Consider the following 18362-nt stretch of genomic DNA (forward strand, 5'->3'; position numbering starts at 1 on the left):
CCTTGGGGAACTTTCGCGCTATTCCGGTAGACCATGTCGGATGTCGCCAATCAGCCGCGCGTGCCTGCGCGGGTCGTTCTGCTCTCGCTTGCCGCGCTCTGGGCCTGTTATTTCCTCGTCGCGACCCTGCGCGGGGCGATCATGGGCTACGAGTTCGTCTGGGCCATCTTCTCGCGCCGGCTGACGATCTGCATTCTCTCGATGCTGGTCATGGCCGCCGTCTGGCCGCTCTTGCAGATGCTGGAGCGCAAGTCGGGCGGAATCAGGCTGGCGATCGTGCTGATCGGCGCCCTGCCGCTGGCGTTCCTGCTCAGCGTCATCAACCAGACGGTGTTTTCCGACATCGAGATGAGCCCCGCCTACGGCAGCGAGGAAGAGGCCGAGGCCGTCAAATCGGGCAATGTCCGGATCAGCCGCGACGATGCCGGCAACATTCTCCTCGATCTGCCCACCTCGGTCACCCAGCCCGCCCCGCGGCTGCCCGGCACGCCGACCGACGATGCCAGCGCCCCTTCGGCTCCAACTCCGCCCGAGCCGACCACCACCAGCGACAACAAGGCCCACTCCATCACCATCCACACCAACAAGAGCCTGGGTGAGGAATATGGCCGCTGGGCCACGGTGACGGACTATGCCTTCACCCGCTACTTCCTCGTGCTGGCCTGGGCGGCGCTCTATTTTGCGCTGGCCAAGGCGGAAGAAGCCCGCGTGGCGGAGCGCCGCGAGGGCGAGCACCGCCGTGCCGCAGCAGCGGCAGAGCTGCGTTCGCTGCGCTACCAGGTCAATCCGCACTTCCTGTTCAATACGCTGAACTCGCTTTCGGCGCTGGTCATGACCGGCAAGCAGGACGATGCAGAAACGATGATCCAGACGCTCTCGACGTTCTATCGCCGGACGCTCTCCGGGGATCCGACAAGCGACCTCAAGCTTGTCGATGAGATCGAACTTCAGAAACTCTATTTCGACATCGAGGCGGTTCGTTTCCCAAATCGCCTGGTGACGACGATAGATATTGACGATGCCGTTTCCGATGCGATGGTGCCGGGCATGATCCTGCAGCCGCTTGTCGAGAATTCGGTAAAGTACGCCGTTGCCGCCACCCAGCGCCCGGTGACGATCGCCATCCGCGCGCAAGCGGAGGGCGACACACTGGTAATCTCCGTCAGCGACGATGGCCCCGGCGGCAAGGTCAAGGGCGTGCAGGGCTTCGGCATCGGCCTTGGCAATGTCCGCGACCGGTTGCGGGCCCGCTACGGCAATGCCGCACAGATCACGTTCGGCCGGCGCGAGGAAGGCGGTTTTGCCACGGTCCTGCACCTGCCGCTGAACTATGGGTCCCCCTCTGCGGGCCCGCTGGAGCATTCTCGTGCCTGAACCCGTACAAAGTCTGGACACCGCGCCGCTGCGCGCGCTGATCGTCGACGACGAGCCGCTGGCGGTGGAGCGCATGCAGGTGATCTGCGCGCGTATCGACACGATCTCGGTGATCGGCACCGCGAGCGACGGCGAGGCGGCCTTGCGGCTGATCGAGGCGCTCTCGCCCGACCTGGTGCTGCTGGACCTGACGATGCCGGAAACCGACGGTCTCACCGTCGCCCGGCGCCTTGGCGGCCTGCCCGAGGCACCGGCGGTGATTTTCGTGACCGCGCATGACGAATTCGCGGTGGAAGCCTTCGATCTCGATGCGGTCGACTACGTGCTGAAACCGGTCGCCCCGGAACGGCTGGAACGCGCGATCTCGCGCGTCGGCGCCCGGCGCGGCGAACGCACCGTGCCCACCGGCAAGTGGCTGGAGGAATTCTGGGTGCCGCACCGCTCCGAACTGGTGCGTGTGCCCGCCGGCGATGTCGAGCGGATCGATGCCGAGCGCGACTATGTGCGCCTCCATGTACGGGGCGCCAGCTATCTGCTGCTGCAGACCATCACCAGCCTCGAACAGCGCCTCGATCCCGAACAGTTCATCCGCATCCACCGCAGTTGCATCCTGCGGCGCGATCATGTGACCGGCCTGCGGCACGAGGGCCTGGGCGTCTGGTCGGTCGAGACCGCCGATGGCGAAGCCTTGCGGATCGGCCGGACTTACCTGCCTTCGGTCAAGAAAATGGCGGGCCGCTAGGGCCCGCCAGTCTGCATCCGATTATTTTTTAGGGACTTCGTTGGGAGCCTTCTGGAAAATCCACGGCCGGTGATCCTGCCGGGCTTTTCCGGCACCGGCGTCCTCCCCCACCCGACCATGCAGAGTTCTGCCGCCGGGTGATCGAGTCAGGGAGAAGGCCGGTGCCGCTCATGCGGCGCGCTGGCTGCGCATTCCCGGCCGCAGCCTCAGTTGGCGACGGCGACGCGGGCGCGGTTGGCACGTTCGACAGCCATCGCCATGTGGTCGTGCGACTGGGCGCGGGCCTTCTTGTAGCAGGCGACGGCCTGGGGATCGCGGATGCGCGTGCCGGTCGAGAGCTGATCGTAGGTGCAGGCGTTGCGGGCGGCGGCATCGAGGCGGCGGGCGAGCGTCTTCTGGCCTTCGAGGCTCGTCAGGTTGAGGTCCGCGTAGCTGACCGTGATGTCCTTGGCCTGGGCCGGTGCGGCAACCGAAAAGGTCAGGCCGGTCAGTACGAGCGCTGCCGCGGCGGCGGCGATGGAAGTGGTCTTGATCATCGTGTTTTCCTCCTGGTGGTGGGCTATTTGCGGGAAGTCCCCGTTTCGGCCCGGTGAGTTTCTTCTGCCCCGGCCGGCCCCGCGATTCACGCGGACCTCGACCGCAGCGGCCCGCCTGTCGACGAAAGGGCAATGCGAAGGACGAACGACATGGGCACTCGACGAAGGACGTCTGCTCAAGTCCTTCCCGTTATTGGACGATGCTGGAAATGCGCCCCGAATCGCCGGCGATTCGCCGCCGAGCTGGCAAGAACTGCCCCGTCCATGTACAGTCGCCGGCAGCCATGGGACTTGTCGTCATCTTCTGTCTTGGCGTGCTCAACTTCGCAGCGCACAAGGCGGTGCTCGAATCGGGGCATTCCTTGCTTGGCCAGGTCCCCTGGCTGATCCAGCCGCTCGGCGGGCGGCTGAGCCTGCTGGTCGAATTCGCCATGCTGCTCGGCGCCATGATCATGGTCGCCGCCGGATCGACCGGATGGGCCTGGCTCTACACCCTCTATTCGATCGTCAACGGCATCGCCGCCTGGCTGATCTTCTCCGGCCGGGCGTGACGCAAGCGACCGGGAACCGCTTGCGGTTCTGGCCGGTTGTGAGGCCATGACGAGCCAAACCTCCCCATCCGCCCCGCGCTGCTGGCTGGTGTGCAACGCCGCCAGCGGCAGCAACGACGATGCCGCCGTCGCCGAAGTCGAGGCCGCACTGACGGCAGCCGGATTCGTGCTCGAACGCCGCATCGGCTTTCCCGGCGAATCCGCCCCCGAGGCCCCGGAACTGGCGAAGAGCGGGATTGCCCTGCTGGCCATATTCGGCGGCGACGGGACGACCCATTCCGCGGTGGCCGCCGCACGCGGCTGGGACGGCCCGGTGCTGGTGCTGCCCGGCGGCACCATGAACATGCTGGCCAAGCGCCTCCACGGCGACGTGCCTGCCGGCGAGATCATCGCCCGGCTCGCCCCGGACCGGCTGCCGACGAGTCGGCCCACGGTCATTTCCACCCGCCACGGCATCGCGCTGACCGGGATCCTGGCAGGTCCCGGAACGGTATGGAACGAAGTGCGCGAAGCGATGCGCGCGGGCAATGTGCTCGATTTCGTGGCCGCCACCCGCGATGCCATCGCCTGGTCGGTCAATGGTCCCAAGGTCGTTTGTGATGGAGTCGACAGCGCCAAGGTCGACGGAACGCGCGAGGACGGCTATGCCGCCATCACCGTGACTCCCGCCGCCAATGGACTTGAAGCGAAAGGCTACTACGCCGAGACGCCCGGCGATTTTGCCGGACAGGGCATCGCCCTGCTCAACCGCGATTTTCGCGACGGCCCGCACGACCGCCTCGGCCGGCACGAACAGCTCCGGCTGGTCTGCCCCGAAGGCGAACCGATGGGCCTGCTGATCGACGGCGAACCATTCGACGGGGGAACGCAAGAGCATTTCCTTCCCACGACCAGCGAGGTCGATCTGGTGACGACGATCGATGAATCCTGAGGTTTCCGACCATTCCCGCCCCTTGCGGCTGTTCCATCTGAGCGACGTGCATTTCGGGCTGGAAGATCCCGCAGCCATCGCCTGGGCCGAGCAGGCCATCGCCCGCGAAAGGCCCGATGCCGTCGCCATTACCGGCGACCTGACGATGCGCGCGCGGCATCACGAATTCGATGCCGCCTGCGCGTGGATCAAGGGGCTGAAAGCGCCGGTTACCGTGGAAATCGGCAACCACGACATTCCCTATTTCAACCTCTACCAGCGCTTCTTCGATCCCTATCGCCGGTTCCGCGCGATCGAGCGCCAGGTCGAGGCGCAGCTCGATCTTCCGGGCCTTGCCATCGTCCCCTTGCGGACCACGACGCGCGCCCAGTGGCAGCGGTTTCCCTGGTCCAACGGCTGGGTGACCGACGCCGCGCTGCGCGAGACCCTCGCCGCCATCGATGCGCTGCCGAAGGGCACCCGGGTGCTGGTGGCGGCGCATCATCCGCTGCTGGAACGGCGGGCGCGCGACAACAAGCTGCTGACCATCAACGGCAGCAGCACGATGGAGGTTCTGGCCGGCCGCAAGGTCATGGCGGTGCTTTCCGGCCATATCCACGATGCCTTTGATCTTACGGCAGAAACACCCGCAGGACCGCTGCGGATGATCGGCGCCGGAACACTGTCGCGGCGCATCCGCTCGACCCCGCCGAGCTTCAACGAGATCACCATCACCGGCGAGGAGATCCATGTCGTCGCACGCAATCTCGAGCATGTGCCGACCGCCGCGATGCAGATCGACGAAGTGCCCGAAAACGCCCTGCCGCCGCGCCAGCCGGGCGAGCCGGTGGCCCCGGTCGGCGCGGTTCCGCCGGTCGATCCGCCGGTGCATTGAGAGGCGGCACTGAAACCGCACTGAACGGGTACAGAACGACACCTAGGCGGCACTGAACCCAACCAGAAAGGGCCGCAGCATCCCTGGTGGATGCTGCGGCCCTGTTCTTTCCGGCTACCGCGGGGCCATGTGTCCCGCCGCAGCCCATTCCCGTCACTGATAGTCGCGGTCGACCTTGCCGAGACCGTTGATGTCGGTCTGCAGGTGGGCGGGCTTGCGCACCAGCCTGACCGAGCCGATGCCGTTGATCGAGACCGAGACGTCACCCGTCGCGCCGATCGTCACGTTGCCGACCCCGTCGACGCCGACCTTGGCGTCCTGGACCTGCAGCTTGGCGAGATCGAGGTTGCTGGCGCCTTCGGTCTGGACGTCGAGCTTGCGGACCTTGCCCGCGGCATCGAGGTTGATCGCGCCGTCGGCCTTCAGCGTCAGGCTGTCCTGGTCGAGGCCGGTCAGCGTCACGTCGCCGGGGGCATCGAAGTCGAAGCTTTCGATCTCGGGAGCGGTGATGCGCACCTTGAGGCCCTTGCGCATGTGCATGTCGCCGTCGATGTCGAGCTTGCCGTCCACGAAGGTCAGCCTGTCGATCACCTTCTGCGGGCCGCTGACGACCATCTCGGCCTTGTCCCCCCTGGTGAAGACCAGCTGCACCGGAACGTTCATCGCCAGGTGGCTGCCGGGCTGGAGCGCGAACGTGCGGGTCTTGTCGGGGCCGTGGTCCTTCTCGTCGTCGCCGAACTCGAAGTTCCAGCCGCCGTTTTCGTGGATTTCCTGGCGGAACGTGTCCCCGCCGATGACCCAGGCCGCGCCGAAGGCGACGATCGAGAGGATCACGCCGCTGGCGAATACGATGAGCAGCTTCCTGAACATCTCTTGGTTCCTTTCTCTCTCTCGTGCCGATCAGTCTTCGGGGTGGATGGCGGGTTCGATCACGCGGTAGTGCAGGCGGCCGAACCACATGAGGGCATTGATGATCCAGATGCTGACCAGCGTCAGCAGCGCACCGACCGCGACCGAGGCGCTCATCGTCCCGAGACCGCCGAGGATGGCGACCAGGGCACCGCCCGGAAAGCCGCTGAACGGCCCGGCGATGAGCACGAAGCCGCCGACGAAGAACATCACCAGCGTCGCCACGAAGAGGCCGAACATCACCCCCAGCACCGGCAGCACGACCGGCAGCAGGATCAGGATGTCGATGGTGGCCAGGCCCATGAAGGCCAGGATCGCGCCCCAGGCCGACGAGGGCGAACGGTCGCTCTCCCAGTTCTTGAAGCCTGCCTCGAAGCGCAGTTCGCGCGCCAGCCTGGCCGGGTTTCCGAGGGCTGCGGCGACTTCTTCCTCGCTGCGGCCTTCGGCGGCGCCGGCTTCGAAGTGCTCCTCGTAGTCGGCGACGATGTCGGCGATGACGTCCTGCGGCACACCCTTGAGGCCGGCCTTCAGGCGCCGGATGAATTCGTTACGCGTCATGGCTCTGCTCCCCTTCTGCAACGGGCGCCGAAGCCGTCTCGACCGGCTCTGCCGCGCCTGCGATCAGGCCGTCGACGGCAGCGGTGAAGCCGCGCCATTCGGCAACCTGTTCGGCCAGCCGCGAACGGCCGGTCTCGGTGATGCGGTAATATTTGCGGGGGGGACCGGAGGGCGATTCCTCGAGGTAGGTCACCACGAGGCCATCGCTCTGCATCCGGCGCATCAGCGGGTAGATCGTGCCTTCGCCCATGTCGACCGCGTCGGCCATGCGGCTGGCGATCTCGTAAGCGTAGCTGTCACCCCGCGAAAGCAGCGCCAGGACACAGAGCCCCAGCACCCCCTTCTTCAACTGGATCTCGATTTCGGACATCGAATCATCTCCTGCGGATGAGGAGTGTATATAACCAGCTACTGTGCGACGCAAGATACCTTGCATGAGAAAATACAGGGCACGGCAAGATACCTTGCTATGACGAGGTATCTTGCCATGCGATGGGTTTCCCGATCGCGCCGGGCAAGGGAAGGAATTGGCAGGAAATCGGGGGTATGACAGGTGTTCCGCAAGATCGCCGCCCGCCGAAAGACCCCGCCGCCCCATGCGCAAGACCCTTCCCGCCGCCCTGCTGCTCACCTCCGCCAGCCTCGCCCTGTCGGCGCAGATGCCGGCGCAGGCGCAAGTCTATTCCGGCCGGGTCGTGGCGGTGGACGGCGATTCGCTGGACATGACCGGAGCGCGGATCCGCCTGTTCGGCATCGATGCGGTGGAGAAGGACCAGACCTGCCAGCGGGGCGGGACCAGCTGGTCCTGCGGTCTCGATGCGCGGCAGGCCCTGTCGGGGCTGGTCGCGGGCCGCGAGGCGGTTTGCACGCAGCAGGATACCGACGACTATGGCCGGGTCGTGGCGATCTGCCGGGTGGGCGACATCGATCTGTCGGACGCGGTGGTGCGCATGGGCTATGCCGCCGCGCTGCCGCACTTCACGCCGGCCTATGTGCCCGCCGAAGCCGATGCCCGGGCGCGCAAGGCCGGGATCTGGGCCGGGACGTTCGAGCAGCCGGCAGACTACCGCAAGGCCCATCCGCGCGCGCCAGAAGGTCCCCGGACAGGGTCTCGGCCAGCATCTCGGCCGGCGCCCCAGCATGCTCCTGCGCGCGCCGCCAGCCGCTCCGCCGCCGTCTTCTTCCGCAATTGCCGGGACGCCTGGGCGGCCGGGCTGGCCCCGATGCGCATCGGCGAGCCCGGCTATCGTCCGGGCCTGGACGGCGATAGCGACGGTGTCGCCTGCGAACCGCTCCCCCGCCGCTGAAGCGCGATCGCGCGCGGACGATACCAGCAGCGGACAACAAAAAAGGGCCGCGGTTTCCCGCGACCCCTTTTTGTAAAGCCTTGGCTCTCGAAAAAGCGGATCAGCGCTTCGAGAACTGGAAGCTGCGGCGTGCCTTGGCGCGGCCGTACTTCTTACGCTCGACCACGCGGCTGTCGCGGGTGAGGAAGCCGGCTGCCTTGACGGCGGCGCGCAGGGCGGGCTCGTACTTCGACAGGGCCTGGGCAATGCCGTGCTTCACAGCGCCGGCCTGACCCGAGAGACCGCCGCCCTTGACGGTGGCGATCACGTCGTACTGGCCGTCACGACCAGCAACCTGGAAGGTCTGGTTGATCACGAGGCGCAGGGTCGGACGTGCAAAGTACACTTCCTGGTCGCGGCCGTTGATGATCACCTTGCCGGTGCCGGGCTTGACCCACACGCGGGCCACGGCGTCCTTGCGGCGGCCGGTGGCGTAGGCACGGCCCTGGGCGTCGATTTCCTGGGCGCGGAGCGGGGCGTTCGAGACGACCGGAGCGATCGTTTCAGCCGAATCGGCCACGGCGACTTCGCCGAGGTCCTTGAGGTCGGCCAGGCTCTGAACGGTTTCGGTATCAGACATTACGCGCCAACCTTGTTCTTGCGGTTCATGGAAGCAACGTCGAGTGCTTCGGGCTGGGTGCCACCGTGCGGGTGCTCGGTGCCGGCGTAGAGGTGCAGGGCACGCATCTGGTCACGGCCGAGCGGGCCGCGCGGGATCATGCGCTCAACAGCCTTTTCGAGCACGCGCTCGGGGAAACGACCGGCGAGAACCTTGTCCGCGGTCACTTCCTTGATGCCGCCGGCGTAGCCGGTGTGCTTGTAGTAGGTCTGCTGCTTGAGCTTGTTGCCGGTGAACTTCACCTTCTCGGCGTTGATCACGACGACGTGGTCGCCGCAATCGACGTGCGGGGTGAAGCTCGGCTTGTGCTTGCCGCGCAGGAGGTCGGCGATGACGACCGCGAGACGGCCAACCACCAGACCCTCGGCATCGATCAGATGCCACTTCTTTTCCACCTCGGCCGGCTTGATCGACCGGGTGACCTTCGTAAGCGCCTTCATGGCTGGTCTATCCCTAATGTTCAGGTCGCGGAGGCCGAATCGATCGCTTGCACGAATCTTCACCCTCTGCGGGAAGGCGGCCAAATCGTCGAAATGGCCCTGCAAGTCAAGCAGACCGGGGCTTTTCAGAGAGGTAAAATAATACCGTCAGGTTTCCGGGGCGCCGGAAGCCCCCTCTGAAGGCGCTATCGACGCCAGCCAGGCCAGCGTGCCCGGCGCCCCGGTCTCGCAGCGCCAGCCGAGCACCGCCGGCTGCTCGTAAGGATGCAGCTCGGTGAGCCGGGCGACGGCGGCATCGAGCAGCTCGGCATTGGTCTTCACCATCAGGCCGAGTTCGTGCGCGCTGTCCTTCTCGCCGTTCCAGACAAACACCGAGGTCATGCCCGGCATCAGGTTGCCGCAGGCGGCCAGGCCTTCGTCGAGCAGCGCGTGGATCACGGCCAGCGCGCTCTCCTGATCGGGAAACGGGCTCCAGATCAGCGCGGCAACCGGCTCGCGCGGCGTGGCCTCGCTCACATGCCGATCCCGACCTGGTCGCGGCGGCCGAGGCCATGCGCGCCCCAGGCCGTCGCCGCCACCAGCAGCGCGCCGCACAGCTGGTGGGCGACCGCCAGCCACAAGGCCACGCCCGACCACACGGTGCAGATGCCGAGGATCACCTGGATCCCGAAGGCACAGTGGATGGCGATGGAAACCTTGCGCAGGCGCAGCGCCTTGAGGCGGCGGGCCATGACCACCAGCACCGCGACCACCGCCCAGGCCCACCAGCGGTGGACGAAGTGGGTCAGGAACGGATCGTTGACGAGCGCGTGAAGCGCGCCTTGCGCCCATTCGACACCCTCGGGGAAGAACGTGCCCTGCATCAGCGGCCAGGCGTCCATGCTGAACCAGCCGGCACCGGCGACATAGCCCGCACGCAGGCCCGCCACCATCGCGCCCATGAACAGCTGGAAGAACAGCATCGCCAGCGCCAGCGCGCCAAGCCGGGTCATGCGGGCCGGGGCCTGTCCGCGCGCCAGTTCGCGCAAGTCGAGCGCGGTCCAGACAAGGCCGCCCAGCGTCGTCAGCGCCACCAGCAAGTGCGCGGCGAGGCGGAAGTGACTCACCCGGTCGGCCGCTTCGGCGGTGAGGCCGGAGGAGACCATCCACCAGCCGACCACGCCCTGCAGCCCGCCCAGCGCCAGCAGCGCCACGAGGCGCGGCTTGTAGCCCAGCGGGATCGTGCGCTTGAACCAGAACCACGCCAGCGGCAGCGCGAAGGCCATGCCGATCAGCCGCGCCAGCAGGCGGTGGACCCATTCCCAGAAGTAGATGAACTTGTACTGCGCCAGCGTCATGCCCGCCGGGCCGTTGACGTCGATATACTGCGGGATCTGCTTGTAGTGGTCGAACTCGGCCTGCCACTGCGCCTGCGTGAGCGGCGGGATGGCGCCGGTGAGCGGCTTCCACTCGGTGATCGACAGGCCCGACTCGGTGAGCCGGGTGATGCCCCCCACCGCCACGATCATCACCACCAGCGCGGCGACAAAAAACAGCCAGCGGACCATAGGGACGATATCGTCGGAAGTTCCGAGCAGCGGGCGACCGTCAGTATTTCTCATGGCCGACGTCCCTGCGATCTTGCGCGGATTTTCGCAAGGTTAACCTTTGCGCCGGAACCGAAACTTTTGCGTCGGATCGTTCGGCGCCGCATGACGCGGAACCACCGGGAGGACATTTATTCCGGGCCGCCCCTTGAATGATGATACAACATCACATAGATGGTGGCCATGCGCAGCACCCTGACAGCGATTCGCAACCGGATGGACCGGGCCGGTATCCTTCTCAGCGGGCTTTGCGCGGTCCACTGCGTCCTCGGCGTCGTGCTGGTCGGCTTCCTCGGCCTGGGCGGCGATGTCATCGGCGGGCAGGTCCTGCTCTCGCCCGAGATCCACCGCGTCGGCCTGATGCTGGCGGTGGTGGTCGGCGTCATCTCGCTCGGTTTCGGGGTTGCCCGGCACGGACGGATCGCGCCGCTGGTGATCGGCGGCCTCGGCCTCGCGCTGATGGCGGCGGCGATTCTGGTCGGCCACGGCACCGCCGAGTCGGTGCTCACCATCATCGGCGTCTCGCTGGTTGCCTTCGCGCATATCCGGAACATGCGCCACTCGCATTGAGCTAGGCGGCGTGGACAGATTCCGCGTTGCCACGGCTTTGGCCTCCAGCCCCGTAGGGGTTGCCCTGCAAGCTGCGCCAGCAGCGTTGCTCCGCCTAGGGTAACGATCGGCCCTTTCCAAATCCGCTCCCGGCGCTATCTGCGGCGCATGGCTGCAGACATCTCCCTCACCGTCAACGGCGAGCCGCGCCGCACCGCGTCCGGCTCCAGCATTGCCGACCTTGTCGCCGAGATCGGCCTCGACCCCAGGAAGGTCGCGGTGGAGCATAACGGCGAGATCGCCCCGCGCTCGACGCTCGGCGACGTCATGCTGTCGGACGGCGACGTGCTGGAGATCGTCCACTTCGTCGGCGGCGGCTGACACCCTGCCTTTCCTTCCGCCCCCCGCTTTTCCGCCCTCCTGACTCCCGCTCCCCCGAAAGGATGCGCACCTTGACCGATATTTCTGCTGACACGTCGCTCGACTCCTGGACCGTCGCCGGCCGCACGTTCACCTCGCGCCTGATCGTGGGCACCGGCAAGTACAAGGACTTCGAGCAGAACGCGGCGGCGGTGGCGGCCTCGGGCGCGGAAATCGTCACGGTCGCGGTGCGCCGCGTCAATGTGTCGGACCCCAAGGCGCCGATGCTGACCGACTATATCGACCCGAAAAAGATCACCTACCTTCCCAACACCGCCGGCTGCTTCACCGCCGACGACGCCATCCGCACCTTGCGCCTGGCCCGCGAGGCGGGCGGCTGGGACCTCGTCAAGCTCGAGGTGCTGGGCGAGGCGCGCACGCTCTACCCCGACATGCGCGAGACGCTGAAGGCCACCGAGATCCTCGCCAGGGAAGGCTTCCTGCCGATGGTCTACTGCGTCGACGATCCGATCGCCGCCAAGCAGCTCGAGGACTGCGGCGCGGTCGCGGTGATGCCGCTCGGCGCGCCGATCGGCTCCGGCCTCGGCATCCAGAACAAGGTGACGGTGCGCCTGATCGTCGAGGGCGCCAAAGTGCCGGTGCTGGTCGACGCCGGGGTGGGCACCGCCTCCGAAGCGGCCGTGGCGATGGAGCTGGGCTGCGACGGCGTGCTGATGAACACCGCCATTGCCGAGGCGAAGGATCCGGTGCGCATGGCCCGCGCGATGAAGTACGCGGTCATGGCCGGACGCGACGCATACCTTTCCGGACGCATGGCGCAAAGGCGCTACGCGGACCCTTCGAGCCCGCTTGCCGGCCTGATCTGATGGTTAACGGAATTCTTTAGATCTGCTTCCGCGACTGGTCGTAAGCAAACGATTGCATCGTTAAGCCGTCTGAAAGCAGGCCTGCGCAAAAGTGATTCTCGTGAGGAAGGCGTGAACCTTCCGCGAATCACGGGAGCCAGGACATGAGCACCATCGGTACGGCCACTGTCACGATCAGCGAGCTGCGCGAATTCGCCAGCTTCACGGCGTGCGAGCAGCGCTACATCCGGCGCAGCCTCGATGTCGGGCTTGGCCGGCAGGACGCCTTCAAGCTCTGGGCGCGCGACGCGGCCGAGGCGGGCTCGATCCGCCAGCAGTACGCCGCCTATGGTGCGCTCAAGGCGCTGCGCAAGCTGCGCCCGGACGACAGCGGTTTCGACGATCTCGAAAGCGTGATGGGCAAGCTGATGTCCATGGCCGCCTTCGATCTGGCGCAGGACAGCATCGGCTCGTTCTCGGCGTTCCGTTTCCTCTACGAACGCCTGCTCGGCGCCTGGGTCCGCCCCTGGCTGCCGGGCGCCTTCTGCGGCGCCGCGGCGCTGCCGCAGATCCACCCGGAACGCCGCAAGCTGCTGCTCCACTCGATCAGCGAAGCCGCCGCCACCGCCCAGGGCTGGTCGGAGCGCGAGCCCAGCTTCTACCCCGAGTGGATCGAGAAAGAGGCCGCCTGAGCCGGACAAGAGATTCCTTCCCCCATTCCTTCCGGAGAGCCTTCCGGGTCGCAAGGAAACGGCAGCGAACGACTGTCAGTAAAAAACCAGTTGCCTGCTGGAGGACGCGCCGGGTGGAAACATCCGGCGCGTTTCCTTTTGGCGCAGCCTCGCCATCCCGGCGACGGCTGGGCTTGGCGAAGCCCCCGGCAGCAGTGCGCTGCACGAAGGCCGACCAGCGGATGGTCACGCGCCGCGTGCGGGCTTCGACAAGCTCAGCCTGAGCGGGGGTGGGTTCAAATGCGGAACGGCTGGATTCGCCCCGTTGCGGACAAAGGCTGCAAGTCAACGCCTCCCCCCCATTGAGGTCATTCTGAAAACCTGCAACATTGCGCAGAATTCAGCCTTTTTGGGCATCACTCGCAGGGACTACAATGCCGTTAATATCAATATCGATATTGATAGCAATATTTTCGGCCTTCAATCTGTGGTCAGGACTGGCACGAGGAACCGTTTTTCTAAGGACAGAGTATGTACAGCGGGAGGAAAATACTTTTTCATTCTGCATGATGCTTGCAACATACCTCGCCATGCTGCTACTATCGGTAATCGTCATCACAATAATGCTGTGAAGTTAACCGCATTTTGATGGTCCTTAGCCTCGCGCTATGAATGTCCGCATCCCACCCAAATCAAACCTCCCCGCCCGCTCAGGCTGAGCCTGTCGAAGCCCCCGGCGGGCGGGGCGCTGCGGTTCCCCATCCTGCGACAGGCTCAGGATGCGCGGGGCAGCGCTGGCAACCGGCAGAGCCAGTCCAGCCGCGCGTGCATGTCCCGCCCGGTGACGGCCCCCGAAACCCTATCCAACTGGCCGACACGGCAATTTTGCCTATAGTGGCCGCCATGAGCGCCGCCAAATCCGCCGCCCCCCGGTTCCCCACCTTCGGGCTTTCGCCCTGGTCGATCGTGGTGCCGCTACTGGCGCTCGCCGCGATCCTCATCGGCAAGCCCGGCGGCATCGTGCTGACCGCGACGGTCGCGGTGGCGCTGGGCGGGGCAGTGATGGCGGCGGTCTATCATGCCGAAGTCATCGCCCACCGCGTCGGCGAGCCGTTCGGCACGCTGATCCTCGCCTTTGCAGTGACGGTGATCGAGACCTCGCTGATCGTCTCGATCATGCTGAGCGAGGGGCACGGCGCCCAGTCGCTCGCCCGCGATACGGTGATCGCGGCGGTGATGATCACCATCAACGGCATCGTCGGCGTCTGCCTGCTGCTGGGCGGCGGGCGCCATCACGAACAGGGCTATACCCAGTCCGGGGTCAACCACGGCCTCGCGATTCTCGCCACGCTCTCGGTGCTGACGCTGGTCATGCCCAACTACACCACCAGCAGCGCCGGGCCGTTCTACAACGACAACCAGCTGATCTTTGTCGCCTGCGATGCGCTGGTGCTCTACGGCACCTTCGTCGTTGCCCAGACCATCTGGCACCGCGACCACTTCCTCTATCCGGACAAGGACGAAGCCCCCCACGAAACGGTACCCACCGCCAAGGCCATCGCCGCGGCGGCGATGCTGCCGCTGGCCCTCGTCGCGGTGGTGATGCTGGCCAAGGCGCTGTCCCCCTCGATCGAGGCCGGGGTGGCGGCGATGGGCGCGCCGCCGGCGCTGGTGGGCATCATCATTGCCGCGCTGGTGCTGGCGCCCGAGAGTCTGGCCGCGCTCTCCGCCGCGCGCGCCAACCGGGTGCAGACCAGCCTCAACCTCGCCATCGGCTCGGCGCTGGCCACGATCGGCCTCACCATCCCGGCGGTCGCCATCGCCGCGATGGCGATGGGGCTGGACCTTGAACTGGGGCTCTCGGCCAAGTCGACCGTGCTGCTGGGTCTCACCCTGCTGGTGGCGACGATGACGCTCAGCACCGGCCGCACCACGATGGTGCAGGGCATGGTGCACCTGGTGATCTTCGCGAGCTACCTGTTCACCACGCTGGTGCCGTGACGCGCAGGGGCGCAGCGCCCCTCGTTTGGAACGCTTCGCTGCCACCAACCCTTGTCGTCATCCCCGCGAAGGCGAGGATCCCGCTTTTCCTTGCAGGCGTGGCGAGCAGGAAGCGGGGCCCCCGCCTTCGCGGGGGCGACGAGCAAGTTCAGTATATCTCCCCTCAGCTGCGGTAGAGCGCGTCCAGCCGCTCGCCATACCGCTCCTTCAGCTTGTGACGGCGGATCTTGAGGCTGGGGGTCATTTCCTCGTTCTCGATTCCGAAGGGCTCGTCGGCGAACGTGTACTGGCGCACTTTCTCGATCACCGAGAGGTCGGTGTTCACCCGGTCGACCGCCGCGCGGATCGCGGTGCGGAAGGCGGGCAGGCTCTGCAGCGCCTTGAAGTCGAACTTCTCGTCGTTGGCCTTGGCCCATTCGAGCGCCCAGTCGGCATCGGGCACGACCAGCCCGACGACATAAGGCCGCCGGTCGCCATGGACCATGGCCTGCGCGATCTCGGGCTGGAGGGTGAGCATCGATTCGATCTTCTGGGGCGAGACGTTGTCGCCCTTGTCGTTGACGATCATGTCCTTCTTGCGGTCGGTGATCCTGATCCGCCCGCGTTCGTCGACATGGCCGATGTCGCCGGTGTGCAGCCAGTCATCGATCAGCACCGCACGGGTCGCCGCATCGTTCTGCCAGTAGCCCTGCATGACCAGTTCGCCGCGCACGAGGATCTCGCCGTCCCCGGCGATCCTGAGGTCGACCCCGCGCAGCGGCGGACCGACGGTGGCATGGTCGATCCCGGCGGAGGGGCGGTTGCAGCTGATGATCGGCCCGGCCTCGGTCTGGCCGTAGCCTTGCAGCAGGGTCAGCCCCATCGAATCGAAGAACACCCCGATCTCGGGATTGAGCGGCGCCCCGCCCGACACCAGCGCCTTGATCCGGCCGCCGAACCTGGCGCGGACCTTGGGTCGCAGGGTATGTTCGAGCACCAGGTTCATCGCCCTGTCGCCAAAGCGCCAGCGGCCGTGCTGGCGCCGGTCGCCGAGGCCCATCGCCAGTTCCATCAGCTTGGCGGCGACCGCGCCCTGCTTCTCGATCTGCTTCATGATGCGCGTGCGCAGCACTTCGAACAGGCGGGGCACCACGACCATGATCGTCGGGCGCACTTCCTCGATGTTCGAGGCCAGCTTGTCGAGCCCTTCGGCATAGTAGATCTGCCCGCCGACGCCGATCGGCAGGAACTGGCCGCCGGTATGCTCGTAGGCATGGCTGAGCGGCAGGAACGAGAGGAAGGTCTCGCTGCGGTCGAGCCCGAAGTCCTCCATGACGATCTGCGCCGCGCCCGCGACATTGGTCAGCAGCATGCCGTGGTGCTGGCGCACCCCGCGCGGGGCGCCGCCGGTGCCGCTGGTGTAAATGATGCAGGCCAGGTCCTCGCGGCCGATGCCGACCAGCTGCGCCTCCACTTCGGCGCGCGCGGCGACCGGATCGCCGGTGAAGAGGCCGTCCCAGTCATGCGTCTCGAAGGTGCCGCCCTGCAGCGCCGGCAGCGTCTCCATGCCGATGACGTGGCGGCACAAGTCGGTCTGGACGATGGCCGGCAGCAGCGCCTTGCCGAGCTTGGCCGAGGAGACGATCGCCGCGCTGGCGCCCGAATTCTCCAGGATATGGATGTGATCGCGGGTGGTGTTGGTGGTGTAGGTCGGCACCGTCACGCAGCCCGCCGCCATGATCGCGAGATCGGCGATGCACCATTCCGGCCGGTTTTCCGAGACGATCAGCACCCGGTCGCCCGCGCGCAGGCCCATGCGCCGCAGCCCGGCCGCCATCAGGCAGACCCGCCGCGCCACTTGCGCCCAGGTGATCGGCTGCCAGGCACCGCCCTGCTTGGACCACAGCATCGGGGTTTCGCCGAGGGCGTCCGCGCGCTTCAGGAACAGCGAGACGACGTTGGGGCTGCTGTCGAAGTCAACAAGATCCATGTTGACCGGTATCCTCTCGTAAAATGGCGGCACTTGCGTGAATGCCTAAGGGCCGTCCGCGTGACGACGTTAGGGAAACGTTTAGGCGCGGGCACAGGTTGCGACAAGCGCGCCGCACACCGTGCACGGGAACGTCAGGCGATGAAGAACGAGGCTATTCGCGGCCCACGGCATCGGCGATGGAGGCGAATCCATCACGCTTCATGAGCGATGTCAGACCCTTGCAGATCCTGCGGGCGATGTTCGGGCCCTCGTAGACCATGGCGCTGTAGACCTGCACGAGGCTGGCACCGGCACGGATGCGGGCCCAGGCGTCCTCGGCCGTGGCGATACCGCCGACACCGACGAGCGGAATCGCCCCGCCGGTCGCCTTGCGGAAATCGCGCAGGCGCTGAAGCGCCAGGTCGCGCAGCGGCGCGCCGGACAGCCCGCCGGTCTCGCCCGCATGGGGCGAGGCAAGAGCAGGACGCGAGATCGTGGTGTTGGAGACGATCAGCGCGCCGAGCTTGCGGTCGATGGCGATGCGGGCGATCGCGTCGATGTCGGCCGCTTCGAGATCGGGCGCGACTTTCAGGAACACCGGCGGACGGCGCCCTGACCCATTGGCTGTCCCATCGGCTGTCCCATTGGCGGAACCGCAGGCCTCGTCGCGCGCGGCGATCACCGCGTCGAGCAGGCCGGTCAGCGCCGATTCGTCCTGCAGCGCCCGCAGGCCCGGGGTGTTGGGGCTGGAGATGTTGACCGCAAGGTAAGTGGCATGCGGCGCCATCATCCGCGCCATCGTCGCATAATCGGCAACCCGGTCGTCCGAATCCTTGTTGGCGCCGATATTGATGCCGACCACGCCCGGCCGCTCGCGCCGGGCCGAAAGACGGGCCAGCGCCGCCTCGCCGCCCTTGTTGTTGAAGCCCATGCGGTTGATCACCGCGCGGTCCTCGACCAGCCGGAACAGGCGCGGCTTGGGATTGCCGGCCTGGGGCAGGGGGGTGATCGAACCGACTTCGGCAAACCCGAATCCGAGCGCCAGCAGCGCATCGGGCACTTCGCCGTCCTTGTCGAAGCCCGCGGCCATGCCGACCGGATTGGGGAAGGCGATTCCCGCCACTTCGCTGGCCAGCGCAGCCGGACAGGCAGGGGCACGGCCCGGGCCGGCCAGCTTGAGCCCGGCAAGGGCAAGACCATGGGCAGACTCGGCATCGAGTCGGAACAGAGCGGGGCGGATCAGGGAATAGAGCACGACCGCGCGCATAAACCGGACCGCCGTCCGGCTCAAACCCTTCTTGCGCGCCGTCGCCGCGTGCCGGGAATGGCGAAATTCCGCCATCGTGGTGGGATTCGAGCCACGCCGTGTCGCAATTATACAATAAATCGGCGGTGCCCTTGCATACAGGGGAGATGCGACCCGAAGGGCTCGTAGCGGGATGCGCACGAGTTCTTTATTACCTAAGGGCGGTTTCCGGCTAGCTGGAAACCGCCTTTT

22 protein-coding genes are annotated in these 18362 nt (G+C 66.5%); 11 read left to right on the top strand and 11 right to left on the bottom strand.

All coding sequences use genetic code 11. The features are described 5' to 3' along the window. Positions 1–33 precede the first annotated feature (33 nt). Together DM450_RS16170 and DM450_RS16175 are read left to right on the top strand one after the other, a co-directional pair. A complete protein-coding gene (locus tag DM450_RS16170; protein ID WP_142636497.1) occupies positions 34–1374 on the top strand; it encodes a sensor histidine kinase in 1341 nt (446 codons plus the stop codon). Further along, positions 1367–2116, top strand: a complete 750-nt coding sequence (locus DM450_RS16175; RefSeq protein ID WP_255535876.1) for a LytTR family DNA-binding domain-containing protein — start codon at positions 1367–1369, stop codon at positions 2114–2116. Before DM450_RS16170 ends, DM450_RS16175 begins: the two co-directional genes overlap by 8 nt. A gap of 206 nt (positions 2117–2322) precedes the next feature. Here DM450_RS16175 and DM450_RS16180 read toward each other — a convergent pair whose 3' ends face one another. Beyond that, on the bottom strand, positions 2323–2652 hold the full coding sequence (locus DM450_RS16180; RefSeq protein ID WP_142636501.1) for a UrcA family protein: 330 nt from the start codon (positions 2650–2652) through the stop codon (positions 2323–2325). A 284-nt stretch (positions 2653–2936) separates the two neighbouring features. On the opposite strand from DM450_RS16180, the gene DM450_RS16185 reads away from it, so the two are divergent. From DM450_RS16185 to DM450_RS16195, 3 genes are read left to right on the top strand one after another with little or no spacing between them, the layout of a single operon-like run. Then, positions 2937–3203, top strand: coding sequence for a hypothetical protein (locus tag DM450_RS16185; RefSeq protein ID WP_142636503.1), 267 nt, complete (start codon positions 2937–2939; stop codon positions 3201–3203). 46 nt (positions 3204–3249) lie between these two features. After that, a complete protein-coding gene (locus DM450_RS16190; protein ID WP_142636505.1) occupies positions 3250–4134 on the top strand; it encodes a diacylglycerol kinase family protein in 885 nt (294 codons plus the stop codon). Then, positions 4124–5008: a metallophosphoesterase family protein gene (locus DM450_RS16195; RefSeq protein WP_142636507.1), complete on the top strand. Its 885-nt coding sequence runs from the start codon at positions 4124–4126 to the stop codon at positions 5006–5008. Before DM450_RS16190 ends, DM450_RS16195 begins: the two co-directional genes overlap by 11 nt. Before the next feature lie 153 nt (positions 5009–5161). Here the strand turns inward: DM450_RS16195 and DM450_RS16200 are convergent, their stop codons facing one another. From DM450_RS16200 to DM450_RS16210, 3 genes are read right to left on the bottom strand one after another with little or no spacing between them, the layout of a single operon-like run. Next, positions 5162–5878: a GIN domain-containing protein gene (locus DM450_RS16200; protein ID WP_142636509.1), complete on the bottom strand. Its 717-nt coding sequence runs from the start codon at positions 5876–5878 to the stop codon at positions 5162–5164. 30 nt (positions 5879–5908) lie between these two features. After that, on the bottom strand, positions 5909–6475 hold the full coding sequence (locus DM450_RS16205; protein WP_142636511.1) for a DUF1700 domain-containing protein: 567 nt from the start codon (positions 6473–6475) through the stop codon (positions 5909–5911). Beyond that, positions 6465–6845 (bottom strand): PadR family transcriptional regulator, encoded by a 381-nt coding sequence (locus DM450_RS16210; protein ID WP_142636513.1) that lies wholly within the window; start codon positions 6843–6845, stop codon positions 6465–6467. The genes DM450_RS16205 and DM450_RS16210 overlap by 11 nt, the downstream gene beginning before the upstream one ends. 226 nt (positions 6846–7071) lie before the next feature. Here DM450_RS16210 and DM450_RS26275 point away from each other — a divergent pair, with 226 nt between their 5' ends. Next, entirely contained in the window at positions 7072–7782 is a 711-nt protein-coding gene (locus tag DM450_RS26275) for a thermonuclease family protein (RefSeq protein WP_142636515.1), read from the top strand. A 100-nt stretch (positions 7783–7882) separates the two neighbouring features. Here DM450_RS26275 and rpsI read toward each other — a convergent pair whose 3' ends face one another. The 4 genes from rpsI to DM450_RS16235 form a co-directional block, all read right to left on the bottom strand. After that, entirely contained in the window at positions 7883–8401 is a 519-nt protein-coding gene (gene rpsI / locus DM450_RS16220) for a 30S ribosomal protein S9 (RefSeq protein ID WP_142636517.1), read from the bottom strand. Then, positions 8401–8880 (bottom strand): 50S ribosomal protein L13, encoded by a 480-nt coding sequence (gene rplM, locus DM450_RS16225; RefSeq protein WP_142636519.1) that lies wholly within the window; start codon positions 8878–8880, stop codon positions 8401–8403. The genes rpsI and rplM overlap by 1 nt, the downstream gene beginning before the upstream one ends. Positions 8881–9027: 147 nt before the next feature. Beyond that, a complete protein-coding gene (cutA, locus tag DM450_RS16230) occupies positions 9028–9396 on the bottom strand; it encodes a divalent-cation tolerance protein CutA (RefSeq protein WP_142636521.1) in 369 nt (122 codons plus the stop codon). Next, positions 9393–10481 carry a COX15/CtaA family protein gene (locus DM450_RS16235; protein WP_142636522.1) on the bottom strand — a complete coding sequence of 363 codons (1089 nt, stop codon included), beginning with the start codon at positions 10479–10481 and terminating at the stop codon, positions 9393–9395. Before DM450_RS16235 ends, cutA begins: the two co-directional genes overlap by 4 nt. Positions 10482–10649: 168 nt before the next feature. On the opposite strand from DM450_RS16235, the gene DM450_RS16240 reads away from it, so the two are divergent. The 4 genes from DM450_RS16240 (at position 10650) to DM450_RS16255 (ending at position 12933) form a co-directional block, all read left to right on the top strand. After that, positions 10650–11036: a MerC domain-containing protein gene (locus tag DM450_RS16240; RefSeq protein ID WP_142636524.1), complete on the top strand. Its 387-nt coding sequence runs from the start codon at positions 10650–10652 to the stop codon at positions 11034–11036. Positions 11037–11183: 147 nt separating this feature from the next. Beyond that, complete coding sequence (gene thiS, locus DM450_RS16245) at positions 11184–11396, top strand: sulfur carrier protein ThiS (RefSeq protein ID WP_142636526.1); 213 nt, start codon at positions 11184–11186, stop codon at positions 11394–11396. 71 nt (positions 11397–11467) lie between these two features. Then, the gene (locus DM450_RS16250; protein ID WP_409529343.1) at positions 11468–12262 is read left to right on the top strand and encodes a thiazole synthase; all 795 of its coding nucleotides are present in this window, start codon (positions 11468–11470) and stop codon (positions 12260–12262) included. Positions 12263–12405: 143 nt separating this feature from the next. Continuing rightward, a complete protein-coding gene (locus tag DM450_RS16255; RefSeq protein WP_142636530.1) occupies positions 12406–12933 on the top strand; it encodes a hypothetical protein in 528 nt (175 codons plus the stop codon). A 379-nt stretch (positions 12934–13312) separates the two neighbouring features. Here DM450_RS16255 and DM450_RS16260 read toward each other — a convergent pair whose 3' ends face one another. Continuing rightward, positions 13313–13528 carry a hypothetical protein gene (locus tag DM450_RS16260; protein WP_142636532.1) on the bottom strand — a complete coding sequence of 72 codons (216 nt, stop codon included), beginning with the start codon at positions 13526–13528 and terminating at the stop codon, positions 13313–13315. A gap of 287 nt (positions 13529–13815) precedes the next feature. Here DM450_RS16260 and DM450_RS16265 point away from each other — a divergent pair, with 287 nt between their 5' ends. Beyond that, positions 13816–14913: a calcium:proton antiporter gene (locus DM450_RS16265; protein WP_142636534.1), complete on the top strand. Its 1098-nt coding sequence runs from the start codon at positions 13816–13818 to the stop codon at positions 14911–14913. A gap of 163 nt (positions 14914–15076) precedes the next feature. Here DM450_RS16265 and DM450_RS16270 read toward each other — a convergent pair whose 3' ends face one another. Further along, a complete protein-coding gene (locus DM450_RS16270) occupies positions 15077–16882 on the bottom strand; it encodes an AMP-dependent synthetase/ligase (protein WP_142636536.1) in 1806 nt (601 codons plus the stop codon). A gap of 154 nt (positions 16883–17036) precedes the next feature. Continuing rightward, positions 17037–18131: a quinone-dependent dihydroorotate dehydrogenase gene (locus tag DM450_RS16275; RefSeq protein ID WP_142636538.1), complete on the bottom strand. Its 1095-nt coding sequence runs from the start codon at positions 18129–18131 to the stop codon at positions 17037–17039. Between the last annotated feature and the right edge of the window lie 231 nt (positions 18132–18362).

It is taken from the genome of Sphingomonas sp. IC081 (assembly GCF_006874585.1).
Lineage (GTDB): Bacteria > Pseudomonadota > Alphaproteobacteria > Sphingomonadales > Sphingomonadaceae > Novosphingobium.